General features: G+C 72.1%; 17 protein-coding genes and 1 riboswitch. Of the genes, 9 read left to right on the top strand and 8 right to left on the bottom strand.

Features of this window, described 5'->3' with window-relative positions:
* Positions 1-264: 264 nt before the first annotated feature.
* The gene (locus tag ACFY3L_RS21400) at positions 265-3,876 is read left to right on the top strand and encodes a CARDB domain-containing protein (protein WP_389326517.1); all 3,612 of its coding nucleotides are present in this window, start codon (positions 265-267) and stop codon (positions 3,874-3,876) included.
* Positions 3,877-3,995: 119 nt separating this feature from the next.
* Here ACFY3L_RS21400 and ACFY3L_RS21395 read toward each other — a convergent pair whose 3' ends face one another.
* Positions 3,996-4,688, bottom strand: a complete 693-nt coding sequence (locus ACFY3L_RS21395; RefSeq protein WP_389326514.1) for an FhaA domain-containing protein — start codon at positions 4,686-4,688, stop codon at positions 3,996-3,998.
* A gap of 156 nt (positions 4,689-4,844) precedes the next feature.
* On the opposite strand from ACFY3L_RS21395, the gene ACFY3L_RS21390 reads away from it, so the two are divergent.
* Positions 4,845-6,272, top strand: coding sequence for a cellulase family glycosylhydrolase (locus ACFY3L_RS21390; protein WP_389326511.1), 1,428 nt, complete (start codon positions 4,845-4,847; stop codon positions 6,270-6,272).
* Between the two features lie 60 nt (positions 6,273-6,332).
* Here the strand turns inward: ACFY3L_RS21390 and ACFY3L_RS21385 are convergent, their stop codons facing one another.
* Entirely contained in the window at positions 6,333-6,758 is a 426-nt protein-coding gene (locus ACFY3L_RS21385; protein WP_389326508.1) for an amidohydrolase family protein, read from the bottom strand.
* A 53-nt stretch (positions 6,759-6,811) separates the two neighbouring features.
* On the opposite strand from ACFY3L_RS21385, the gene ACFY3L_RS21380 reads away from it, so the two are divergent.
* Positions 6,812-7,045: a hypothetical protein gene (locus tag ACFY3L_RS21380; RefSeq protein WP_389326505.1), complete on the top strand. Its 234-nt coding sequence runs from the start codon at positions 6,812-6,814 to the stop codon at positions 7,043-7,045.
* 91 nt (positions 7,046-7,136) lie between these two features.
* Here ACFY3L_RS21380 and ACFY3L_RS21375 read toward each other — a convergent pair whose 3' ends face one another.
* Complete coding sequence (locus tag ACFY3L_RS21375; protein ID WP_389326502.1) at positions 7,137-8,201, bottom strand: lytic polysaccharide monooxygenase; 1,065 nt, start codon at positions 8,199-8,201, stop codon at positions 7,137-7,139.
* 359 nt (positions 8,202-8,560) lie between these two features.
* A riboswitch (glycine riboswitch) is annotated at positions 8,561-8,654 on the top strand.
* A 155-nt stretch (positions 8,655-8,809) separates the two neighbouring features.
* On the opposite strand from ACFY3L_RS21375, the gene gcvT reads away from it, so the two are divergent.
* The 3 genes from gcvT (at position 8,810) to ACFY3L_RS21360 (ending at position 11,816) form a co-directional block, all read left to right on the top strand.
* On the top strand, positions 8,810-9,868 hold the full coding sequence (gcvT, locus tag ACFY3L_RS21370) for a glycine cleavage system aminomethyltransferase GcvT (RefSeq protein WP_389326499.1): 1,059 nt from the start codon (positions 8,810-8,812) through the stop codon (positions 9,866-9,868).
* 233 nt (positions 9,869-10,101) lie between these two features.
* On the top strand, positions 10,102-10,464 hold the full coding sequence (locus ACFY3L_RS21365; protein ID WP_389326496.1) for a glycine cleavage system protein H: 363 nt from the start codon (positions 10,102-10,104) through the stop codon (positions 10,462-10,464).
* A gap of 5 nt (positions 10,465-10,469) precedes the next feature.
* Positions 10,470-11,816 (top strand): L-serine ammonia-lyase, encoded by a 1,347-nt coding sequence (locus ACFY3L_RS21360; protein WP_389327348.1) that lies wholly within the window; start codon positions 10,470-10,472, stop codon positions 11,814-11,816.
* A gap of 12 nt (positions 11,817-11,828) precedes the next feature.
* On the opposite strand, the gene ACFY3L_RS21355 is transcribed toward ACFY3L_RS21360, so the two are convergent.
* Entirely contained in the window at positions 11,829-12,008 is a 180-nt protein-coding gene (locus ACFY3L_RS21355; protein WP_389327377.1) for a hypothetical protein, read from the bottom strand.
* A 56-nt stretch (positions 12,009-12,064) separates the two neighbouring features.
* Here ACFY3L_RS21355 and ACFY3L_RS21350 point away from each other — a divergent pair, with 56 nt between their 5' ends.
* Entirely contained in the window at positions 12,065-12,979 is a 915-nt protein-coding gene (locus ACFY3L_RS21350) for a hypothetical protein (protein WP_389326494.1), read from the top strand.
* Between the two features lie 12 nt (positions 12,980-12,991).
* Here the strand turns inward: ACFY3L_RS21350 and ACFY3L_RS21345 are convergent, their stop codons facing one another.
* Positions 12,992-13,645: a methyltransferase domain-containing protein gene (locus tag ACFY3L_RS21345; RefSeq protein ID WP_389327345.1), complete on the bottom strand. Its 654-nt coding sequence runs from the start codon at positions 13,643-13,645 to the stop codon at positions 12,992-12,994.
* A gap of 214 nt (positions 13,646-13,859) precedes the next feature.
* Between ACFY3L_RS21345 and ACFY3L_RS21340 the strand changes: the two genes are divergently transcribed.
* Positions 13,860-15,737 carry a hypothetical protein gene (locus ACFY3L_RS21340; protein WP_389326491.1) on the top strand — a complete coding sequence of 626 codons (1,878 nt, stop codon included), beginning with the start codon at positions 13,860-13,862 and terminating at the stop codon, positions 15,735-15,737.
* On the opposite strand, the gene ACFY3L_RS21335 is transcribed toward ACFY3L_RS21340, so the two are convergent.
* Positions 15,734-17,074 (bottom strand): condensation domain-containing protein, encoded by a 1,341-nt coding sequence (locus tag ACFY3L_RS21335; protein WP_389326488.1) that lies wholly within the window; start codon positions 17,072-17,074, stop codon positions 15,734-15,736. The genes ACFY3L_RS21340 and ACFY3L_RS21335 overlap by 4 nt on opposite strands.
* A 137-nt stretch (positions 17,075-17,211) precedes the next feature.
* On the opposite strand from ACFY3L_RS21335, the gene ACFY3L_RS21330 reads away from it, so the two are divergent.
* Positions 17,212-19,122 (top strand): diguanylate cyclase domain-containing protein, encoded by a 1,911-nt coding sequence (locus tag ACFY3L_RS21330; RefSeq protein ID WP_389326485.1) that lies wholly within the window; start codon positions 17,212-17,214, stop codon positions 19,120-19,122.
* Here the strand turns inward: ACFY3L_RS21330 and ACFY3L_RS21325 are convergent.
* Complete coding sequence (locus ACFY3L_RS21325) at positions 19,012-20,040, bottom strand: hypothetical protein (protein WP_389326482.1); 1,029 nt, start codon at positions 20,038-20,040, stop codon at positions 19,012-19,014. The genes ACFY3L_RS21330 and ACFY3L_RS21325 overlap by 111 nt on opposite strands.
* A complete protein-coding gene (locus ACFY3L_RS21320; protein WP_389326479.1) occupies positions 20,037-20,540 on the bottom strand; it encodes an RNA polymerase sigma factor in 504 nt (167 codons plus the stop codon). Before ACFY3L_RS21320 ends, ACFY3L_RS21325 begins: the two co-directional genes overlap by 4 nt.
* Positions 20,541-20,557: the final 17 nt, after the last annotated feature.

The raw sequence follows: 20,557 nt of genomic DNA, 5'->3' as shown, positions 1-20,557 counted from the left end.
GCCTTGTCAACGAATCCCTCGCGGGCATGTTGACGAACCGTCAGCCATCTGAAATCTTGGATGCCCAGCGACGCAAGAAGTCTGCATAATCCGTCAAGATTTTGAGTGCCGCTGTGCAAGCTGCGTAGCAGTCGACCGCCACCGCCTGCTCCGTCCGCCTCACCGTCCGTCCCCGCCGCCGCGACCGAACAAGCCCCGACAGCCCGCTGGACGTCCTCCCGCGGGCTCGGTGCGTCGCGCCCCGCCCCGAGAGGCCAAGACGTCATGAGAACTCGAAAGACCAGGTGGCGGCTCTTCGCCGCGGCCCTGGCGACCGCGGTCATCGCCGCCACGATGCCCGCGGCCGCCGAGGCCGCCGGTGGGCCCAACCTCGCCCTCGGCAAGTCCGTGCAGGCCAGCAGCTCCAACGGCCCGTACGGCACCGGCAACGTCAACGACAGCAACGCCGGGTCGTACTGGGAGAGCGCCAACAACGTGTTCCCGCAGTGGATCCAGGTCGACCTCGGCGCCAACACGGCCATCGACCAGGTGGTGCTGAAGCTGCCCTCGAACTGGGGCACCCGCACGCAGACCCTCGCCGTGCAGGGCAGCGTCAACGGCACCGCGTTCAACGACCTGTCGCCGTCGGCCGGGCGGGTGTTCAACCAGTCCGCGCAGAACGTGGTGACCATCAACTTCACCGCGGCCAGCGTCCGGTACGTGCGGGTCACCATCTCCGCCAACACCGGCTGGCCCGCCGGGCAGCTGTCGGAGTTCGAGATCTACGGCGCCGCGGGCACCGTCCAGCCGCCGACCGCACCCGGCAACCTCGCCTACACCCAGCCCGCGTCGGGACAGATCCGGCTCACCTGGACCGCGTCGACCTCGGCGGCGGGCATCGCCGGCTACCAGATCTTCGCCAACGGCGCGCTGCGGGCCACCGTCGGCGGCAACGTCCTCGTGTACACCGACACCCAGCCGGACACGGCGACCGTCGAGTACTACGTGAAGGCGACCGACCCGGCCGGTCTCACGTCGGCGGAGAGCAACCACGTCACCCGGACCGGGACCACCCCGCCGAACGGCACGAACCTGGCCCAGGGCAAGGCGATCGAGGCCAACTCCTCGGTGTTCTCGTTCGTGGCGGCCAACGCCAACGACGGCAACGTCGGCTCCTACTGGGAGTCCAACGGCTTCCCCGGCACGCTGACGGTCAAGCTCGGCTCCAACGCCGACATCAGCTCCGTCGTCGTGAAGCTCAACCCCGACACCGCGTGGGGCCCGCGCACCCAGGCGATCCAGGTCCTCGGCCGCGAGCAGTCCGCGACCGGGTTCACGTCGCTGAAGGCCCGCGCCGACTACGGCTTCAGCCCGACCGGCAACCAGAACACGGTGTCGATCCCCGTCACCGGCCGCGTCGCCGACCTGCAGCTGCAGATCTTCACCAACAACGGCGCCCCCGGCGGCCAGGTCGCCGAGCTCCAGGTCATCGGCACCCCGGCGCCGAACCCGGACCTCGTCGTCACCGCCCTCACGTGGTCGCCGTCGGCACCGACCGAGGTCACCCCCGTCACGGTCGCCGCGACGGTGCGCAACGCCGGCACCGCCGCGTCCGCCGCCACCACGGTCAACGTCAACGTCGGCGGGGCCTCCGCCGGGACCGCCGCCGTCGGTGCGCTCGCCGCCGGCGCGTCCACCACCGTCACCGTCAACGCCGGCACCCGCGCCATGGGCAGCTACCCGGTGTCCGCGACCGTCGACCCCGCGAACACGGTCGCCGAGCAGGACGAGTCCAACAACGCGTTCACCGCCTCGTCGCAGCTCGTCGTCGCCCAGGCGCCCGGCCCCGACCTGCAGGTGCTGGGCGTGTCGTCGAACCCGGCGAACCCCGCGGTCGGTGCGGCCGTCAGCTTCACCGTCGCCGTCAACAACCGCGGCACCACCGCGTCCGGCGTCAACACCGTCACCCGCGTCACCGTCGGCGGCACCACGCTCAACGGCACCACCGCCTCCATCGCGGCCGGCGCCACCGTCAACGTCGCGATCAGCGGCACCTGGACCGCGACCAGCGGCGGCGCGACCATCACCGCGACCGCCGACGCCACCGGCGTGCTCACCGAGACCAACGAGAGCAACAACACCTTCACGCAGTCGATCGTCGTCGGGCGGGGCGCGGCGGTGCCGTACACCTCGTACGAGGCGGAGGCCGGCACCTACCAGGGCACCCTGGTGACCGCCGATTCGCTGCGCACGTTCGGGCACACCAACTTCGGCACCGAGTCCTCGGGCCGCGCGTCGGTGCGCCTCAACAGCCAGGGCAACTACGTCGAGATCACCTCGACCAACCAGGCGAACTCGATCGTCGTGCGCAACTCGGTGCCCGACTCCGCGTCCGGCGGCGGTCAGGACTACACGATCAGCCTGTACGCCAACAACGTCTTCGTCCAGAAGATCACGCTGTCGTCGAAGTACAGCTGGCTGTACGGCACGACCGACGACACCGAGTCGCTGTCGAACTCGCCGCAGGCCAACGCCCGCCGCCTCTTCGACGAGTCGCACGCGCTGCTGCCGTCGTCCTACCCGGCCGGCACCAAGTTCAAGCTGCAGCGCGACGCCGGTGACACCGCCTCCTTCTACTACATCGACCTGATCGACCTGGAGCAGGTCGCGCCGGCGCTCAGCCAGCCCGCCGGGTGCACGTCGATCACCACGTACGGTGCGGTCCCCAACGACGGCATCGACGACTCCGCCGCCATCCAGCGCGCCGTCAACGACGACATGAACGGCGTCATCAGCTGCGTCTGGATCCCGGCCGGCCAGTGGCGCCAGGAGCAGAAGATCCTGGCCGTCGACCCGACCCGCGGCCAGTACAACCAGAAGGGCATCCGCAACGTCACCATCCGCGGCGCGGGCATGTGGCACTCGCAGCTCTACACGCTCACCGAGCCGCAGAACGTCGTCGGCAACATCAACCACCCCCACGAGGGCAACGTCGGCTTCGACATCGACGACAACACGCAGATCTCCGATCTCGCGATCTTCGGCGGTACGACCAACCGCGCCAACCGCGGCCACGGGCTGAACGGCCGCTTCGGGAAGAACACGAAGATCAGCAACGTGTGGATCGAGCACGTCAACGTCGGCGCGTGGGTCGGCCGCGACTACAGCGACACCCCCGCCTACTGGAACCCGGGCGACGGCCTCGAGTTCACCGGGATGCGCATCCGCGACACGTTCGCCGACGGCATCAACTTCTCCAACGGCACGAAGAACTCCCGCGTGTTCAACTCCTCCTTCCGCACCACCGGCGACGACTCGCTCGCCGTCTGGGCCAACCCGCGGGTGAAGGACGCGGCCGTCGACATCGCCCACGACAACCACTTCACCAACAACACCGTCCAGCTCCCGTGGCGCGCCAACGGCATCGCCATCTACGGCGGGTACGGCAACGGCATCGAGAACAACCTCGTCTCCGACACCATGAACTACCCCGGCATCATGCTGGCGACCGACCACTCCCCGCAGCCGTTCAGCGGCACCACGGTCATCGCCAACAACGGCCTCTACCGGTGCGGCGGCGTCTTCTGGGGCGAGCAGCAGGAGTTCGGCGCCATCACCCTGTTCCCGTCATCGCTGGACATCGTCGGCGTCACCATCCGCGACACCGACATCATCGACTCCACGTACGACGGCATCCAGTTCAAGAACGGCGGCGGCAACATGCCGAACGTCGCCATCACCAACGTGCGCATCGACAAGTCCAACAACGGCGCGGGCATCCTCGCCATGGCCGGCGCGCGCGGCAACGCCAACCTGACCAACGTCACCATCACCAACTCCCACGACGGCAACATCCTCATCCAGCCCGGCTCACAGTTCGTCATCACCGGCGGCTGATCGTTCGTTGTTCCAGCGCGGGCCCGTCCTCCTGGACGGGCCCGCGTCGCGTTCGTGTCCTTCGCGTGGCGGCTCCGCGTCGCGGTTTTCGACGCGTGGCGGAGTGTGCAGCAGGCAGGTCAGGACGGGGGGTGCTCGACGCGGACGGAGAGGCGGGTGGTGCCGATGACGATCTCGTCGCCGGGGTTGACGGTGGCGGTGGTGACCTTCTGGCCGTTGACCCGGGAGCCGTTGGCGGAGCCCAGGTCGGTCAGGGTGAGGCGGTTGCCGTCGAAGTCGAGGCGGGCGTGCTGGCGGGAGGCGCCCGTGTCGGCGAGGCGCAGGTCGGCCTGGTCGCCGCGGCCGATGACGGTGCTGCCGCGCTGGACGGCGTGGGCGAAGCCGTCGTCGGTGACGAGGCGGACGCCGCTGTCGGGGCCGCGGCGGGTGCGCTGGTCCGCGCCGGTGTAGACCTGGGCGTCGACGCGGAAGAGGCCGGTCTCCAGGTTCTCGCCGCGGGACACCTCGACGAGGATGTCGCCGTAGACGGCCCAGCCCTGCTCACCGATGTACTCGGCCTGCGACTGGGCGAGCTCACGGGCGAGGGCGGCGGCGTACGCGGCCAGGCGCTCGTGGTCGGCGGGGGACAGGATGATCACGTAGCGGTTCGGGACCAGGATGCGGCCGCCGGGGATGTTGGTCTTCCCGGCGTTCGCCTCGGTCTGCATCGCGTTGAGGATCTCCACCGGGTGGACGACGCCTTTGAACACCTTGGCGAAGGCGCCCTCGACCAGACCCTCGAGGCGCTTCTCAAACCGCTGCAGTCCGCTCACGCCTCAACGGTAGCGGGCATGAACGTTTCATGGCCGTCGTGGTGCCGACAAGCCGGGCGGCAAGGGCGCTGACCTGCGAAAAGGACCAGGTCAGGGGTGTCCCGGGACATCAGTGTTACTGGCGTCACCCGGGAGGAGCACACAGGATCGCCGGTCATGAAGGTCTTGCACAAACGTGGACTCCTCGCGGTGGGCGCCGCCTCCGCCCTCGCGGTCACCGGGATCGTCGTCCTGCCCGCCGTCAACGCGTCCGCGGCCAGTGGCTGCCGCGTCGCGTACACGGTGAACCAGTGGCCGGGCGGGTTCACCGGCAACATCACGATCACCAACCTCGGCGACGCCGTGAACGGTTGGACGCTCGGCTTCGCGTTCCCCGACGCGGGGCAGAAGGTCGGGCAGGGCTGGTCGGCGACGTTCAGCCAGAGCGGGACCGCCGTCACCGCCCGCAGCCTGGACTACAACGGCAGCCTGGCGACCGGCGCGTCGACGAGCATCGGCTTCAACGGGACGTGGACCAGTGCCAACCCGTCGCCGGCGTCGTTCACGCTCAACGGTGTGACCTGCACCGGCGGGGTCACGAACAGCCCGACGCCGTCGAAGACCCCGTCGAGCAGCCCGTCGACGAGCACCAGCCCGAGCACGCCGCCGCAAGGCAGCACGCCGCTCGCGGCCAACGGGCAGCTGCACGTCTGTGGCGTCAACCTCTGCAACCAGAACAACAAGGCGATCCAGCTGCGGGGCATGAGCACCCACGGCATCCAGTGGTTCGCCTCCTGCGTCACCAACGCCTCGGTGGCCGCGCTCGCCGACGACTGGAAAGCCGATCTGCTGCGGATCGCGATGTACGTGCAGGAGCAGGGCTACGAGACGAACCCGGCCGGGTTCACGAACCAGGTCAACCAGTACGTCGACCTGGCCGAGTCCAAGGGCCTGTACGCGATCATCGACTTCCACACGCTGACGCCGGGTGACCCGAACTACAACCTCGACCGGGCGAAGACGTTCTTCGCCTCGGTGGCGCAGCGCAACGCGAACAAGAAGAACGTCATCTACGAGATCGCCAACGAGCCCAACGGCGTCTCGTGGCAGCAGATCAAGAACTACGCGGAGCAGGTCATCCCGGTCATCCGGGCGGCCGACCCGGACGCGGTCGTCATCGTCGGCACCCGCGGCTGGTCGTCGCTGGGCGTGTCCGACGGCACCGACGAGAACGAGATCGTGGCGAACCCGGTGAACGCGCAGAACATCATGTACACGTTCCACTTCTACGCCGCGTCGCACCTGGACAACTACCGCAACGTGGTGTCGCGGGCGGCCGGCCGGCTGCCGCTCTTCGTGACCGAGTTCGGCACGGTCACCTACACCGGCGGCGGCAATGTCGACCTCAACAGCAGCGCCGCGTGGCTGGACCTGCTCGACTCGAAGAAGATCAGCTACGCGAACTGGACGTACTCGGACGCGAACGAGAGCAGCGCCGCGTTCAAGCCGGGGACGTGCGCGGCGGGCAGCTGGACGAACCCGAACCAGCTGAGCACCTCCGGTGCCTTCATCCGCGGCCGGATCCGCACCCCCGACAACTTCTGATCCACCCGCGAGAACCGGGGGCGGGACGCAGACACGCGTCCCGCCCCCGGTCGAAGCGCGTCAGACCAGCAGGGCGAAGTCCCGCTTCACCACGTGGCCGTCCACCAGCACGGTCCGCACGTCCGACGCGGTCAGGCACGAGACGACCGCGCCCGCCCGGTCGCCCCGCAGGTGGCCGAGGCCGTCCAGGAGCAGCAGGTCCGCGCGTTTGCCGACGTCGACGGTACCGACGACGCCGCCGAGACCCACGGCCCTGGCACCGTCGAGGGTCGCGGCGAGGAGCAGGTCCCCGGCCGGCGGCACCGACGCGGAACCGGTCGCCGGCCGGGCCGTGCGCAGCGTGTCCCGCAGCGGCTCGAACAGGTCCGGCGGGTTGTTGATGACGACGTCGGCTCCGAACGCCGGCCGCGCGCCCGCCTCCGCCAGCCGCCCGTACGCGGACGCGCCGTGGCCCATGACCGCCTCCACCGTCGGCGTGATGACCACGGCCGTGCCGGTGCCGGTGCCGGCTTCGCGTCGTCGGCGGTGACCGCGTTGAGGTGCACGAGCTGCAGGTGCGGCCCGAGCAGCCCCTCGTCGTGCGGTCGCCGCACGCACGGCCCGGCGACGTGCGTGCGGCGAACCCGGCGGTCACGGTGAGCCCCGTCGCGTCGATGACGTCACACGAGGCAGCGGCGCGGGCGGCCGGCGAAGGGCCCACAGCCGTGATCACGCCGTCGGTACAGAGGACGTCGGTGCCCGGCAACTCCGGACCGTTGCCGGGCACGACGTGAGCGTGCTGAATGAGCACCTGGCGATGCACGTACACTTCCGAGAAAAAGCTTTTAATAAACAGCTATCTCGAAAGTTAGGTGTCGCGCAACGTCAGGTGGCGGTGCAGGTCAACGCCGGCGCGGAGTTGGTGCCCGTCCAGGAGCCGTTGAAGCCGAAGGACGTCGACTGCCCGGCGCTCAGCTTGCCGTTGTAGGTCATGTTCGTGGCCGTCGACACGGCTCCGCTGGACGTGAGCGTCGCGTTCCAGAACGAGGTGATCGTCTGGCCGTCGGGCCACGTCAGGCGGACCGTCCAGCCGTTGGTCCCGGCCCCGCCGGCGGTGACCGTGACGGCCGCGCTGAAGCCGTTGTTCCACTCGCTGCCCTTCGCGTAGGTCGCGGTGCAGCCGCCCGGCGGCACGGAGACCGACGCCGACCGGGAGGCCGACGGGGACGTCGACGGCGACCGCGAGGCGGACGGCGACGTCGACGGCGACTTCGAGGGCGACGCGCTGCCGGTCGGGCCGGTGCCGCCGGTGAAGATCACGTCGCTGCAGAAGTAGTACGACTGGTCCAGGTGGCTGGCCTGCCAGATCGTGTACATGACGTGCCGGCCGGTGCGGTTCCCGGCGTTGACCTGCGCCTGGTACTGCGGCGCCGGCGCGTACCGCCCGGTGCTGTTGACCAGCTCGAGGCTCGCCCACGTCAGCGGCTGCGTGGTCGGGTCGAACCCCTGCTTCGTGATGTAGATGCGCAGGTAGTCGGCGCCGTGCTGGGCGGCGTCGGTGAGGGTCAGCGTGAAGTTGTTCGGCTTCGTCGCGGCGACCCACGCGCCGACGGCGTCCATGGAGGCGTACCGCCCGTTCTGCGTACGGCCGCCGCTGCACAGCTGGCCGTCGGGGATGGCGGCCTGGTGGTTGCCGGCGACGCCCTCGCGGTAGAGGCCGTTCCAGTTCCACATCGTGTCCGGGTTGGCCTGCCAGGCCTGGGCGCACATCGGGTCGGTCTGGGACATGTTCGGGTTCTGGAAGTCGCTGCCCCACCTGGCCCAGCAGCCGTAGTTGCGCGACGGCGGGTCGGTGACCGAGCCGTGCGCGGCGGCGGGACTCTGTGCGACGACGACCGCGGCCACCGCGGCGGCCAGAGCGGTGACCGCGCCGATGGCGAACGGTCTCATACGGGCTGAAAGTTGCACGGGGAACTCCGTCACGTCGATGCGAACTGCATGCATGGCGACGCCTGCGGCGCAGCTCAGAGGCTGTCCGCGGCGCTGTGCGGCTCCCACCGACATGATACCCGCGCCATGGACAGCAATGAATGCGCACGTCCGGGTGACCCGGCTGGACGCGCGGCGGCTGGACGCGCGGCGAGGACCTCCACCGCGGCCCGGTCGCCGTCGCGGGCCACTGCCGTTCCCGCCTGTTCGCTCACCCTCCGGCAGACGCCCTCCGGTCTCGTGTCACAACACGTTTCCGGGCTTGACGGGGCGGTGCGGCGGGACTTACGGTCCTGACCACAACCACATATCGCGCTGCACGACCCGCGACGGGAGAGCCCTCGGTCAGTCCGAGGCGCCGAAGGAGCAACGTTCTCCCCAGAATCTCTCAGGCATCGGTACCGCCGCGGTCAGGCGACTCTGGAAAGTCAGGACGATCCGTGTCCTGCGCCCACGGTGCAAACCGCCCTCTTCGCGGGCGGTGAAGCTCTCAGGTTCCGATGACAGAGCGGGGAGGTCACCCAGCAGGGGTGCCGTCCGCGACGGCATCCGGACCCAGGGAGCCTCTCGTGACACCGCTCTTCGACGTGCACCGCGATCTGGGTGCCACCTTGACCGACTTCGCCGGCTGGCGCATGCCGCTGCGCTATCAGGGGGATCTCGCCGAGCACCATGCGGTGCGGCGCGCCGCGGGGCTGTTCGACCTGTCGCACATGGGCCAGCTCGAGGTCACCGGCGCCGAGGCGGACCGGTTCCTCGACTTCGCGCTCGTCGGCAGGCTGTCGGCGGCCGGGGTGGGGCGCGCCCGGTACACGATGCTGTGCCACGACACCGGCGGGGTCCTCGACGACCTCGTCGTGCACCGCCTCGCGGAGCGGCACTACCTGGTCGTCGCGAACGCCGCCAACACCGCCGTCGTCTTCGCGATGCTCCGCGAGCACGCCGACGGCTTCCACGTCACCGTCCGCGACACGTCGGCCGATTGGGCGATCATCGCCGTCCAGGGGCCCGCGGCGGCGGCGATGGTCGACCCGGGCCCGCTGCCGTACTACGCGATCCGCCCCTTCTCGCTCGCCGGGCGGGACGTGCTGCTGGCGCGGACCGGGTACACCGGCGAGGACGGCTTCGAGCTCTACTGCCGCCCCGATGACGCCGTCGCCGTGTGGCGGACGCTGCTCGGCCGCGGACCGGCACCGGCGGGGCTCGCCTGCCGCGACACGCTGCGCCTCGAGGCCGGGATGCTTCTGTACGGGCACGAACTGTCCGTCGGACGGACCCCGCTGCAGGCCGGCCTCTCCCGCCTCGTCGACTTCACCAAACGCGACTTCGTCGGCGCCGCCGCACTGCGCCGCCGGCGCGGCTCGGCGCCGGTCGACGTGCTGGCCGGGCTCGTCACCGGATCCCGGCGGGCGCCTCGGGCCGGCTACCCGGTGCTCGACCCGGCGACCGGCGCGGCGGCCGGCACCGTCACCAGCGGCGCGCTGTCGCCGACCCTCGGCCATCCCGTCGCGATGGCGTACGTGCCGCCGGCCCTCGCCGCGCCAGGGACCCGGCTCGCCGTCGACGTCCGCGGCACGCGCGTCGACGCCACCGTCGTCGAGCTGCCCTTCTACCGGTCTCGGCGGTGAGCGCCGTGCCGTCGACCCCGCCGCACCCCGCCATGCCCTTGACCCCGCCGCACTCCGCCAGGTCCTCCGTCCCGCCGCACTCCGTCAGGTCCTCCGTCCCGCCGCACCCCGTCAGGTCTTCGACCCCGCCGCACCCCGTCAGGTCTTCGACCCCGCCGCACCCCGTCAGGTCTTCGATCCCGCCGCACCCCGTCAGGTCCTCGTTTTCGCCGCACCCGTCTGAGGTGAGTGTCATGTCCGCGATCCCGCCGCACCTGTCCTACACGCGCGACCACGAGTGGTTCTCCGACGGTGTCGTCGGCATCACCGCGTTCGCCGCGTCCGCGCTCGGCGACGTCGTCCATGTGCAGCTGCCCGAGATCGGCACGCTGGTCACCGCCGGCCAGCCGTGCGGGGAGATCGAGTCGACGAAGTCCGTCAGCGACCTCCTCGCGCCCGCCGACGGCGTCGTCGTCTCGGTCAACCCGCTCATCGTCACCGAGCCGGGAGTGGTCAACGACGACCCGTACCGGCGCGGCTGGCTCTTCACGCTCCGCCTCACGGGCGCCGTCCCCGAGCTGCTCGACGCCGCCGCCTACGCCGCCCTGGTCGGGTGAGCCGGGTGGCGCTGAGCGCGTTCGACCTGTACTCCGTCGGCATCGGCCCGTCGTCGTCCCACACCGTCGGCCCGATGCGCGCCGCCCGCCGCTTCGCGTCGGCGCTGGACCCGCTGCCGGTCGCCCGGGTGCGGGCGGAGCTGTTCGGCTCGCTCGGCGCCACCGGCCACGGCCACGGCTCCGCGAAGGCCGTCGTCCTCGGCCTGCTCGGCGAGGACCCGGCGACCGTCGACACCGACACCGCCGACGAACGCGTCGACGACATCCGCCGCACCGGCCGGCTCACGCTCGCCGCCGGCCGCTCCGTCGCGTTCTCCGTCGACGACGACGTCGTCCTGCACCGGCGCAAGTCGCTGCCCGAACACCCGAACGGCATGCGGTTCTCCGCCTTCTCCGCCGACGGCGCGCTGCTGTCCGAGCGGACGTACTTCTCCGTCGGCGGCGGGTTCGTGGTCGGCGACACCGGGATCGTGCCCGACACCACGCGGCTGCCGCACCCGTTCGCGACCGGTGCCGAGCTGCTGGCCCTGTGCGCTTCGCTGGACCTGCCGGTGAGCTCCGTCATGTACGCCAACGAACGCGCCTGGCGCCCCGACACCGAGACCCGGGCCGGGCTGCTGCACCTGTGGTCCGTCATGCGGGCGTGCGTCGACCGGGGCTGCTCCCGCGACGGTGTCCTGCCGGGCGGGCTGCGCGTGCCGCGGCGGGCGCCGGCGCTGTACCGCGAACTGAAGGCCTCCGCCGGCGACGCCGACCCGCTGAAGGTCCTCGACTGGGTGAACCTCTACGCCCTCGCCGTCAACGAGGAGAACGCCTCCGGCGGCCGCGTCGTCACCGCCCCCACCAACGGCGCCGCCGGCATCATCCCCGCCGTCCTGCACTACTACACGCGGTTCGTCCCCGGCGCCACCGACGACGGCGTCGCCCGCTTCCTCCTCACCGCCGCCGCCATCGGCATCCTCATCAAGGGCAACGCCTCCATCTCCGGCGCGGAGGTGGGCTGCCAGGGCGAGGTGGGCTCGGCGTGCGCGATGGCCGCGGCCGGCCTGTGCGAGGTCCTCGGCGGCACCCCCGCCCAGGTCGAGAACGCGGCCGAGATCGGCCTGGAGCACAACCTGGGCCTCACCTGCGACCCGGTGGGCGGCCTCGTCCAGATCCCGTGCATCGAACGCAACGCCATCGCCAGCGTGAAGGCCATCAACGCCGCCCGCCTCGCCCTGAACGGCGACGGCAGCCACAAGGTCACCCTGGACAAGGCGATCCGCACCATGCGTGACACCGGCCGCGACATGTCCGTGAAGTACAAGGAGACCGCCCGCGGCGGCCTCGCCGTCACCGTCATCGAGTGCTGAACTGTGATTCCCTCACCGCTGCCGCGACGGCTTCCGGCGGCGATCCTCCCCCGCGCCGGCACTCCACCGGCTTCGGCCGGCGCCGGTGGAGTCCACGTCGAAGGCGAGGAACGGCACGAACCTCGCCCAGGCGCCGGACCACAGTTTCACGATCGCCGGGTACTTCCTGCCCCAGGTCTCGGCGAACTCCATGAACCGCTCGGTTCTGGAGCAGGGGGAGCGGTGGCGCGGGGTGGGAGACTGGGCGGGTGGAGCGGGTCGTTGCCGCGGGGGAGTTGCGGGCGGCGGTGGAGCGGTTGCGGCCGCGGGACACCGGCCACTGGGGCCTGGACGTCGACGGTGGCGCGGCTGAGGCCGGGGGCGCGTGGGCGGTGGTGCGGGAGCTGCCGCTCGAGCGGCTGACGCTGCTGGGGGTGGCGGCCGGGCCGGAGCTGGAGAAGCTCGTCCGGGCGGCGTACGGGTACGACCCCGGGGCTCAGGAGCTGCTGACCTACCTGCGGTCGGCGTTCCTTCCGGCCGGGGATGTGCCGCCGGTGCCGGAGCGGCTGCTGGGGGTCGTGAGGGGCCTGGCGCTCGGAGCGCCCGGGGAGGTCGTCGAGCACGGGATGTTTCCGGCCACCGTCACGAAACTTTCCCGGCTGGCGCTCGCGCGGCAGGGGGAGTACCCGGCCGAGGTGGTGGTGCGGGCGGCCGAGGGGGCGTTCGCCGGGGCGTACCACGCGCACGAGGCGCTTGCCTGTGCGCTCGTGCACCCGGGCGTGGACGCGGCGGCGGCCGCGGTACTCGTGTGGGCGAGCGAGCGGCAGCGGAGGGGGCACCGGTCGCGGCGGAAGACGGCGCGGGTGCTCGCCTGGGCGCGGCGGCACGGGTACCTTGCCGAGCCGCTCGTCTGCGGCTGCCGGCACGAGCGGCTCGCGGCGCCCGGCGCGATGTGGGAGGCGGTGCGGCTGGCCGGCAACTGGACGCGGATCCGGCCGCTGCTGGACCCCGTCGCCAGCGACCCGGGGCGGTGGCTGGCCGTGTTCCGGTGCTCGCGGTGCGAACGCCTGTGGGCCGAGGACACCGTGTCATCGGGGCACGCGGACCTCACGTACGGGTACCCGATCGCCACCACCAACCCGGCCGCCTGGCTCGCCGCCGCGCGGCCGCGCCGATTTCCGTGAGGGACGAAACTTTCAGGCGGGGCGGCGGGCGATCGCGATCACGGACTGGCCGAAGGGCGGGGTGACGAAGCGCTCGGCGAAGCGGGTCATCGGGGCGACCGTCGAGTCGTAGAACTTGACCATCATGCCGGGGCCGGGCTTCTGGCGCAGCAGACAGGTGGAGACGTAGTAGCCGATCAGGCCGAGCGAGTTGGCGTAGTGCAGCTTCTCGATCTCCAGGTCGGCGGCGAGCAGCACGTCACGCATGGTCTTCTTGGTGTACCGCCGGACGTGGCCGGTCGCGATGTCCGCGGGGCCCATCGCGAAGGGGAACGCCGGCACCACGATGATCACGTAGCCGCCGGGGCGGACCAGTGACCGCATGGTGCGCAGGGCGCCGAGGTGGTCCTCGATGTGCTCCAGGACGTTGTACGACACGGCGGCGCTGTGCTCGGCGGTGACGTCGCTGGGCAGCATGAGCTCGCGGATCGACACCTCGCGGTCGGCCGAGAAGCGCTCCTTGAGCGCGAGCAGCCGGTCCGGGTCGGCCTCCGTGACCGTCATGCGCGGGGCGTGCTCCAGCCACTCCGCCGCATAGTCGCCCAGACCGGCGCTGACCTCGATCGGGTCGTCGCCCAGGTACGGCGTCGCGAACGCGACAAACCACTTGCGGTGGTTCTTCGCCATCGCCAGACCCTCGAGGACCTCGGACTGGATGAGCTGGTCACCGAGGATCTCCGAACTGCGATCCCGATCGCCTCCAGGCGCCACGGCGTTCTCCTCGGTAGCTCGGCGATCCAACGGTCTGATCATGTTATCCGGAATTGGCGTAGTTTACCGACGTCGATGCCCGGAGGCCAGTGCGTGCGCCACGGGTCCCTGGACAGCTATGGTCTCACCCGTGAAAACCGGCGGAAAGAACGCGCTTGTCGTCGTGAGCTACGTGGTCTTCTCCGTCGTGCTCTTCCACCATCTGTGGGCGGCACCCCAGGCCCGGATGCTCGCCGACAACAACCAGGACCAGGTCTTCTTCGAGTGGGTGCTCACGCACGCCGCGCGGCTGTTCACCCATGGTGACACCCCGTTCTTCACCGACCAGCTCAACGCACCGCTGGGCGTGAACCTGATGGCCAACACGTCCATCCTCGGGCTCGCCCTGCCGCTCGCCCCGATCACGCTGCTGTTCGGCGCGCCAGTCACGTTCGCCGTCATCAGCACGATCGCGCCGGCCGGCACCGCCGTCGCCTGGTTCTTCATGCTGCTGCGCTGCAATGTGGTCCGCCACCGCGCGGCGGCCTACCTGGGAGCGCTCTTCTGCGGCTTCGGCCCCGCGATGATCTCGCAGACGACCGGCCACCCCAACATCGCCGGCCAGTTCATGATCCCCCTGATCCTGTGGGCCGTGTTCCGCATGCGCGAGCCCGGCAACACCGTCCGTAAGGGCCTCGTGCTCGCCGGGCTCGTCGTGTACCAGTGCTTCATCAACGAGGAGGTCCTGTTCCTCGCGGCCTTCGCGTTGCTGGTGTTCCTGCTGGTGTTCCTGCGGCCCAGCGAGATGCTTCCGGCCGCGAGGGCGGCCCTGCCGGCGCTCGGCGTCACCGCCCTCACCGCGGGGCTCGTCATGGCGTACCCGCTGTGGCACCAGTTCACCGGCCCGCAGGCCTACCACGGGCTGCCCGACTTCGTGCACGGCTTCAGCGCCGACCTCTACGGGTTCTCGAACTTCAGCCGCCGCTCCATCCTCGGCGACATCCCGCGCATCGAGAAGCTCGGCGGCCCCACCGAGGAGAACACGTTCTTCGGCTGGCCGCTGCTGCTGCTCCTGCCCGCCGCCGCGGCCTCCCTCTGGCGGCACCGCGGCGCCCGGGCGCTGTTCGTCACCGCGGTCGTGTTCTCGCTGCTGTCGCTGGGCCCGGTCGTGCGGTACAAGGGCGAGGAGACCACCTGGCACGGCCCGTGGCGCTTCCTGGTCGACCTGCCGCTGTTCGACTCGGTGGTGCCGACCCGGGTCGCGCTCGTCGTGACCCCGCTGGTCGGGGTGCTGCTGGCGATCCTCGTCGACCGGTTCGTCGTGCCGGCGCCGTTCACCCGGCCGGAGGTGACCGAGGAGGCCGCGTTCGCCGCGGAGGCGCCGGCCACGGAGTCCGCCCAGACGGACACCGGCGACACCGGCGACACCGGCGACACCGGCGACACCGGCGACATCAGGGACGACCGCCGGAAGGTCGTGGACGACGACGAGGAGCCGCTTCCGTACGCGGGGCGCTGGCTGTGGGCCGCCGCCCTCGCGATGGCGCTGCTGCCGCTCGTACCGACGCCGCAACCGACGAACGACCGGCCGCTGCCGCCGGTGTTCTTCAGCAGCGGCATGTGGCGTGAGCACGTGCCGGACCAGGCCACCGTCGTCGTCATCCCCGGCGGCTGGTGGGAAGGTCTCGACGCGATGCGCTGGTCCGTCGACGCGCGCATCGACTTCAAGATCGCCGGCGGCTACTTCCTCGCCCCCGACCCGAACGACCCCGAGCGCAAAGCCATGTTCGGCCCGACGTACCCGCCGACGTGGAGCCTGCTGGGCCAGGTCGGCAACGACGGCGTCGTGCCCCAGCTCGGCCCCGAGCACATCGCCCAGGCCCGCACCGACCTCGCGTACTGGAAGGCGGACCGCGTCATCCTCGCCGACAGCCACGGCAACAGCGACGCCGTCCGCCAGACCGCCGACCAGCTCTTCGGCCCCGGCGAACACGTCGCCGACGTGTGGATCTGGAAGGTGCAACGCTAACCGTCGATGGCCTGGGCGACGATCAGCTCCTCGACGCCGTACAGGAACGCGGTCATGTCGTCGCGGGGCATGAGGGCGCTGTCGGCGGTCATCGCGAGCTCCAGGGCGCCGGGCGCGTCCTGGGCGTCCAGGGCGAACGACACGCCCCGGCGGGGCTCGTGCTCCACCGGCCAGGTGAGCGTGGTGCGGGTGAGGGCCTCGCGCAGCGGCGCCGGCGCGGGCGCGGCGAAGCCCAGGGCCGGCATCAGCCCCCGCTGGTCGTTGACGAAGCACGAGTGGTCGCAGGGGCCGTCGAGCGCCGCGACGTCGCGGTCGAGGGCGAGCTTGTCGTAGTACGCGTGGCGCTGCGCGGACAGGGCGGCGCCGAACGTCCGGCGTACCAGCTCCGGGAAGGCGACCCGGGTGCCGGTGAGGTGGAACAGCCCTTCCTGGGCGATCGTGGTGACCCCGCCCGCCATGCCCGGCAGGAACCGGTTGTTGACGACGACCTGGAAGACGGCCTCGTCGACGCCGGTGATGCGGGTGGCGGACGCGGCGGCAGCGGCGAGCACCACCGCGGCGGGCGTGACGGACAGCGCCGCCGCGACCCGGTCCAGGGCCAGGCCGAGCGCGGGGGAGTTGAGCACCGCGTTCGGGAACGTGGCCGCCGGGGCGGAGCCGGCCCGGGCCGGGAACATGCTCGCCGGGCCGCTGCCGAGCTTCGACAGCCACGAGCGGCGCGCGGCGGCGTCGCGCCGGCGACCCCGGTCGGAGGTCTGGAACGCCGCCTCTTCGAGCGGCTGCAGCAGGTCCCGTCGCGGCAGCGTCCCGTGTACGAGCGCCGCGAAGTCGGCGAGCAGGTTGCGCAGCCCCCAGCCGTCGGAGGCGGTGTGCGACAGGAAGAACACGACGTAGCGGACGCCGCCGCCGGCGTGGACGGCGCCGACCCGCAGCGGCCACTCCCGGGTCGCGTCGAAGGGGACGGCGAGCAGCTCGTCGCGCAGCGCGTACGCGGCCCCGGTGACCGCGTCCGCGGCGGCGAAGCGGGTCACGAGCGGGATGCCGCCCGAGGCGTGCACGACCTGGTCGAGGCGGCCGTCGCCGGCTGAGCGCAGCATGGTCCGCAGCGACTCGTGCTGCAGCACCAGCGACCGCACCGCGGCCTCGACACGGTCCGCGGGGACCGGCGACGGCAGCGGCATCCCGCCGGACACGTTGTACCGGGCGGCGTCGGTGCCGAGGTCGCGCACCACGTCCCAGATCGCCTGCTGCCCCCACGTCGCCGGCCCCGAACCGGCCCGCCCGCCGCTGAACGCGATCTCCGACCGCCGGTCCGCCTGGATCTCCACCACAGCCATACCGCACTCCATCGCGTAGCCCACCCGAGGACCCGAGTCTTGTGCACCGCCGCAGCCGTGTCGACGGCGCCGCGAAGCTGTATATGCAGGGGTCCGTACGGTCCTCAGGTCCGCCGGAACCCTGCCGATGGCATGCGGTGAGGAACATTCGCGGGTGGCTGGCGGCCGCTGCGGCCGCGGGTGTCCTCACGCAGCTGCTCGTCGGGGCGCTGCCCGAGCGGCAGGGCGTGGTGGCCGCGTCGGTGCCGCTCGTCCTGCTGTCCACGTACGCGGTCGCCGGGCACCTGCGGCAGGCCCGTGGGGCGCGCGGCAGGATGCGGGCCGGCTGGATCGTCGCCGCCGCCGCGTCCGCGCTGTGGGCCGCCGCCAACCTCATGTACCTGCTCGACGCCGCCGGTGCGGTAGCCCGGCCGGAGCCGAACCCCGCCGAGGTCACCAGCCTGACCGCGGTGGCGCTGACACCGGTCGCGCTGCTGCTCTGCACCCCCGGGCGGGGCAGTCCCGCGGTCCGGGTGCGCCGCGCCATCGACGGCATCGTCGTGTTCGCGGCGTTCTTCCTCGTCGCGTGGCAGCTCGTGCTCCGCGACGTCCTCACCGTCGTCGAGCCGCGGGTGTACCCGCTGGTCCTGGGCTTCCCCGGGTTCGAGCTGGCCTGCGGCGCGGCCGCCGTGGTCCTGCTGTCGCGGAGCCTGTCCCGCGGGCCGAACGCCCTGTCGTTCCTCGCGGTCAGCATGCTGGTCTTCACCGTCGTCAACCTCGGCTACATCGCGAACCTGGTGTACGGCGAGCCGGCGTACGCGGGAGGCGTCGGCGCCGGCTACACGTTCGCGTCGGCCCTGATCGCGCTCGCCAGCCGGTCGGTCGTGCCGCCGCCGGACACGATCGAGTCGGAGCACGGCTCGAGCCGGTGGGGGCTGCTGCCGTACGTGCCGGTCGCCGCCGCGTTCGGTACCGCCGCCGTCCTGCTCGCCCGCGGCGAGGTCCCCGGGCCGACGGAGGTGTGGCTGCTGCTCGGCACCGCCGGCCTCGTGGTGCTGCGGCAGCTGCTGAGCGCCCGCACCAACCAGGGGCTGCTGTGGGACCTGACGGAGCAGCGGGCGATGCTCGCGCACCTGGCGTACCACGACGCGCTCACCGGCCTGGCGAACCGGACGCTGCTGGCCCGCCGCGCCGCCGACGACATCGCCGCGACCCCGCCGGGCGCGGCGACCGCCGTGATCCTGCTCGACCTGGACGGGTTCAAGCAGGTGAACGACGGCCTCGGGCACGCCGCCGGCGACGAGCTGCTGGTCGCCGCCGCGCAGCGGCTCACCGCCGCGACCGGCGACGCGGGGACCGTCGCGCGGCTCGGCGGCGACGAGTTCGTGGTGCTGCTGCCGCGGGTCACCGGCGGGCGCGCGGCCGAGGAGGTCGCGCGCCGGATCCTGACCCATCTGGCGGCGCCGGTGACGGTCGCGGGGGCTTCGCTGCGCATCCGGGCCAGCGCCGGGGTGGCGCTCGGCCACGGACCCGGCGCCGACCTCGACGCTCTCCTGCGCGACGCCGACCTGGCCCTGTACGAGGCGAAGGCCGACGGCAGGGGCCGCGTCGCCCGCCACCGCCGCCGTTCGCAGGCAGTTGCTCTGGAGCCCGGCGACGGCCGCCGCTCACAGGCGGTGGCTCCGGAGGCGGACGGCCGGCGTTCGCAGGCGGTGGCTTTGGAGGCGGACGGCCGGCGTTCGCAGGCGGTGGCTCCGGAGGCCGACGGCCGCCGCTCACAGGCGGTGGCTTTGGAGGCGGCCGGCCGCCGCTCACAGGCGGTGGCTTTGGAGGCGGACGGCCGGCGTTCGCAGGCGGTGGCTCCGGAGGCCGACGGCCGCCGCTCACAGGCGGTGGCTTTGGAGGCGGACGGCCGCCGCTCACAGGCGGTGGCTTTGGAGGCGGACGACGGCCGGCGTTCACAGGCAGTAGGTGCGGACCTTGACGACCTGCAGGCCCAGGGGGCCGGCGACGGTCCTGGCGTCCTGCTCGGATCCGAAGTACACCACCGTGTAGCTGGTCGCCGGTAGGTCGCCGAGCGCCGCGGCGGACCCCACGTCGCAGCCCGTCGGCACGACCGAGGCACGGTACCCGAGCCGGCCGAGGTCGCCGGCCTTCTCGGTGACCGGCCGGCCCTCGACGCCGGCGACCACCGCCCACGCCTCGCCCCCGTTCACCGGCTTCGTGGCCCGCACCGTCTGCGACGGCGGGGCACAGGCCGGCTTGTACGGGCACATCCGGCCGACGAGCTCCGGGGCAAGGAACGTCTCCCACCTGTCGGCGCCGAGACCGTCGAGCGCGGCGATCGCGGTGCCGACCCGGACCACCACGAGCCGGTACGGCTCCCCGGTGTGCTCACCGGCGCCGTCCCGCGGCAGCGCCACGGTGACGGTCAGCGCCTCACTGCCCAGCGGCGGGCTCGCCACGGGCTGCAGCACCTCAGCGTCCCCGAAGCCGCTGCACTGTCGCATCAGCGCCCGGAGGTCCCGCATGACGGCCTTGGCCGCGTCGTCGTCCGGGTACACGTACAGGGACTGGGTGACCTGGACCCGCTGTGCCGCTTCCCCGAAGAACAGCGCGACGGACCGGCGGGCGACCGGGCTGCCGAAGCACCCGGTGTTGTAGTCGTGGTCGTCGATCGGCTGCGCGGCGCCCGCCTCGCCCACCAGGAAACCCGGGGGGACGCGCTCAGGGCGGTTCCCGGTCGGGGTGGGCGTTGCCGGTACCGACGCCGAAACCGCTGGAACGCCCGGCGCGGCCCGCCGGCCGGGGTCGCGCAGCACCGACCACCCGCCGGTGAGGACGGCGAGGACGGTCAGGCCGGCGACCACCACGTGCCCCGCGCGGCGGCGCCGCCCCAGGGTGGCGATCCGCGCGACCGGCGGCACGGCCGCGGCCGCGTCGACGTGCTGCTGGAGCTTCCGGAACGCGTCTTCCACAGCGGTCATGGTTGCCTCACTTCCTGCGGGTCGGCGGCGGTCAGCATCGGGGCGAGGGCCTGCCGGCCGCGGGACAGGCGCGCCTTCACGGTGTTCTCCGACGCGCCCTCCATCCGGGCGATCTCCGCGACTGAGAACCCGCCGAGGTGGTGGAGCACGAGGGCGCGGCGCTGCGGCTCGGGCAGCCGGCGCAGCGCGGTCACGAGGTCGAGCGTCGCCGGGTCCGGCCCGGGGACCGCGGGCGGCGGCGGGCCGTGCCGGGTCCAGCCCGCGAGCGCGGTCCGGGCCCGCCGCCACCTGCTGATGACGAGGTTGTGCCCGACCCGGCCGAGCCAGGCCCGCGGGTCGTCGTACGCGCTGATCCGCCGCCACCGCGACCACGCCCGCACGTACACCTCCTGCGCCACGTCCTGCGCCTCGCCGAGGTCGCCCGTGTACGCGACGAGCTGCGCGACGAGCCCCCGGTAGGTGGCCCGGTAGAACTCCGCGAACGTGTCGGCGTCTGCCATGCCCAGGAACACGCCGC

It is taken from the genome of Dactylosporangium sp. NPDC000521 (assembly GCF_042898305.1).
GTDB lineage: Bacteria > Actinomycetota > Actinomycetes > Mycobacteriales > Micromonosporaceae > Dactylosporangium.
The sequence above is the reverse complement of the archived record's forward strand: the minus strand, read 5'-3'. Positions and strand labels throughout refer to the sequence as shown.

What these genes read in the sequence shown, in the direction of transcription:
- ACFY3L_RS21325 (WP_389326482.1), bottom strand. Translation starts at nt 20,040, where the DNA reads ATGACCGCTGTGGAAGACGCGTTCCGGAAGCTCCAGCAGCACGTCGAC.
- ACFY3L_RS21400 (WP_389326517.1), top strand. Translation starts at nt 265, where the DNA reads ATGAGAACTCGAAAGACCAGGTGGCGGCTCTTCGCCGCGGCCCTGGCG.
- ACFY3L_RS21355 (WP_389327377.1), bottom strand. Translation starts at nt 12,008, where the DNA reads ATGGAGTTCGCCGAGACCTGGGGCAGGAAGTACCCGGCGATCGTGAAA.
- ACFY3L_RS21390 (WP_389326511.1), top strand. Translation starts at nt 4,845, where the DNA reads ATGAAGGTCTTGCACAAACGTGGACTCCTCGCGGTGGGCGCCGCCTCC.
- ACFY3L_RS21365 (WP_389326496.1), top strand. Translation starts at nt 10,102, where the DNA reads ATGTCCGCGATCCCGCCGCACCTGTCCTACACGCGCGACCACGAGTGG.
- ACFY3L_RS21335 (WP_389326488.1), bottom strand. Translation starts at nt 17,074, where the DNA reads ATGGCTGTGGTGGAGATCCAGGCGGACCGGCGGTCGGAGATCGCGTTC.
- ACFY3L_RS21345 (WP_389327345.1), bottom strand. Translation starts at nt 13,645, where the DNA reads ATGGCGAAGAACCACCGCAAGTGGTTTGTCGCGTTCGCGACGCCGTAC.
- ACFY3L_RS21320 (WP_389326479.1), bottom strand. Translation starts at nt 20,540, where the DNA reads ATGGCAGACGCCGACACGTTCGCGGAGTTCTACCGGGCCACCTACCGG.
- ACFY3L_RS21375 (WP_389326502.1), bottom strand. Translation starts at nt 8,201, where the DNA reads ATGAGACCGTTCGCCATCGGCGCGGTCACCGCTCTGGCCGCCGCGGTG.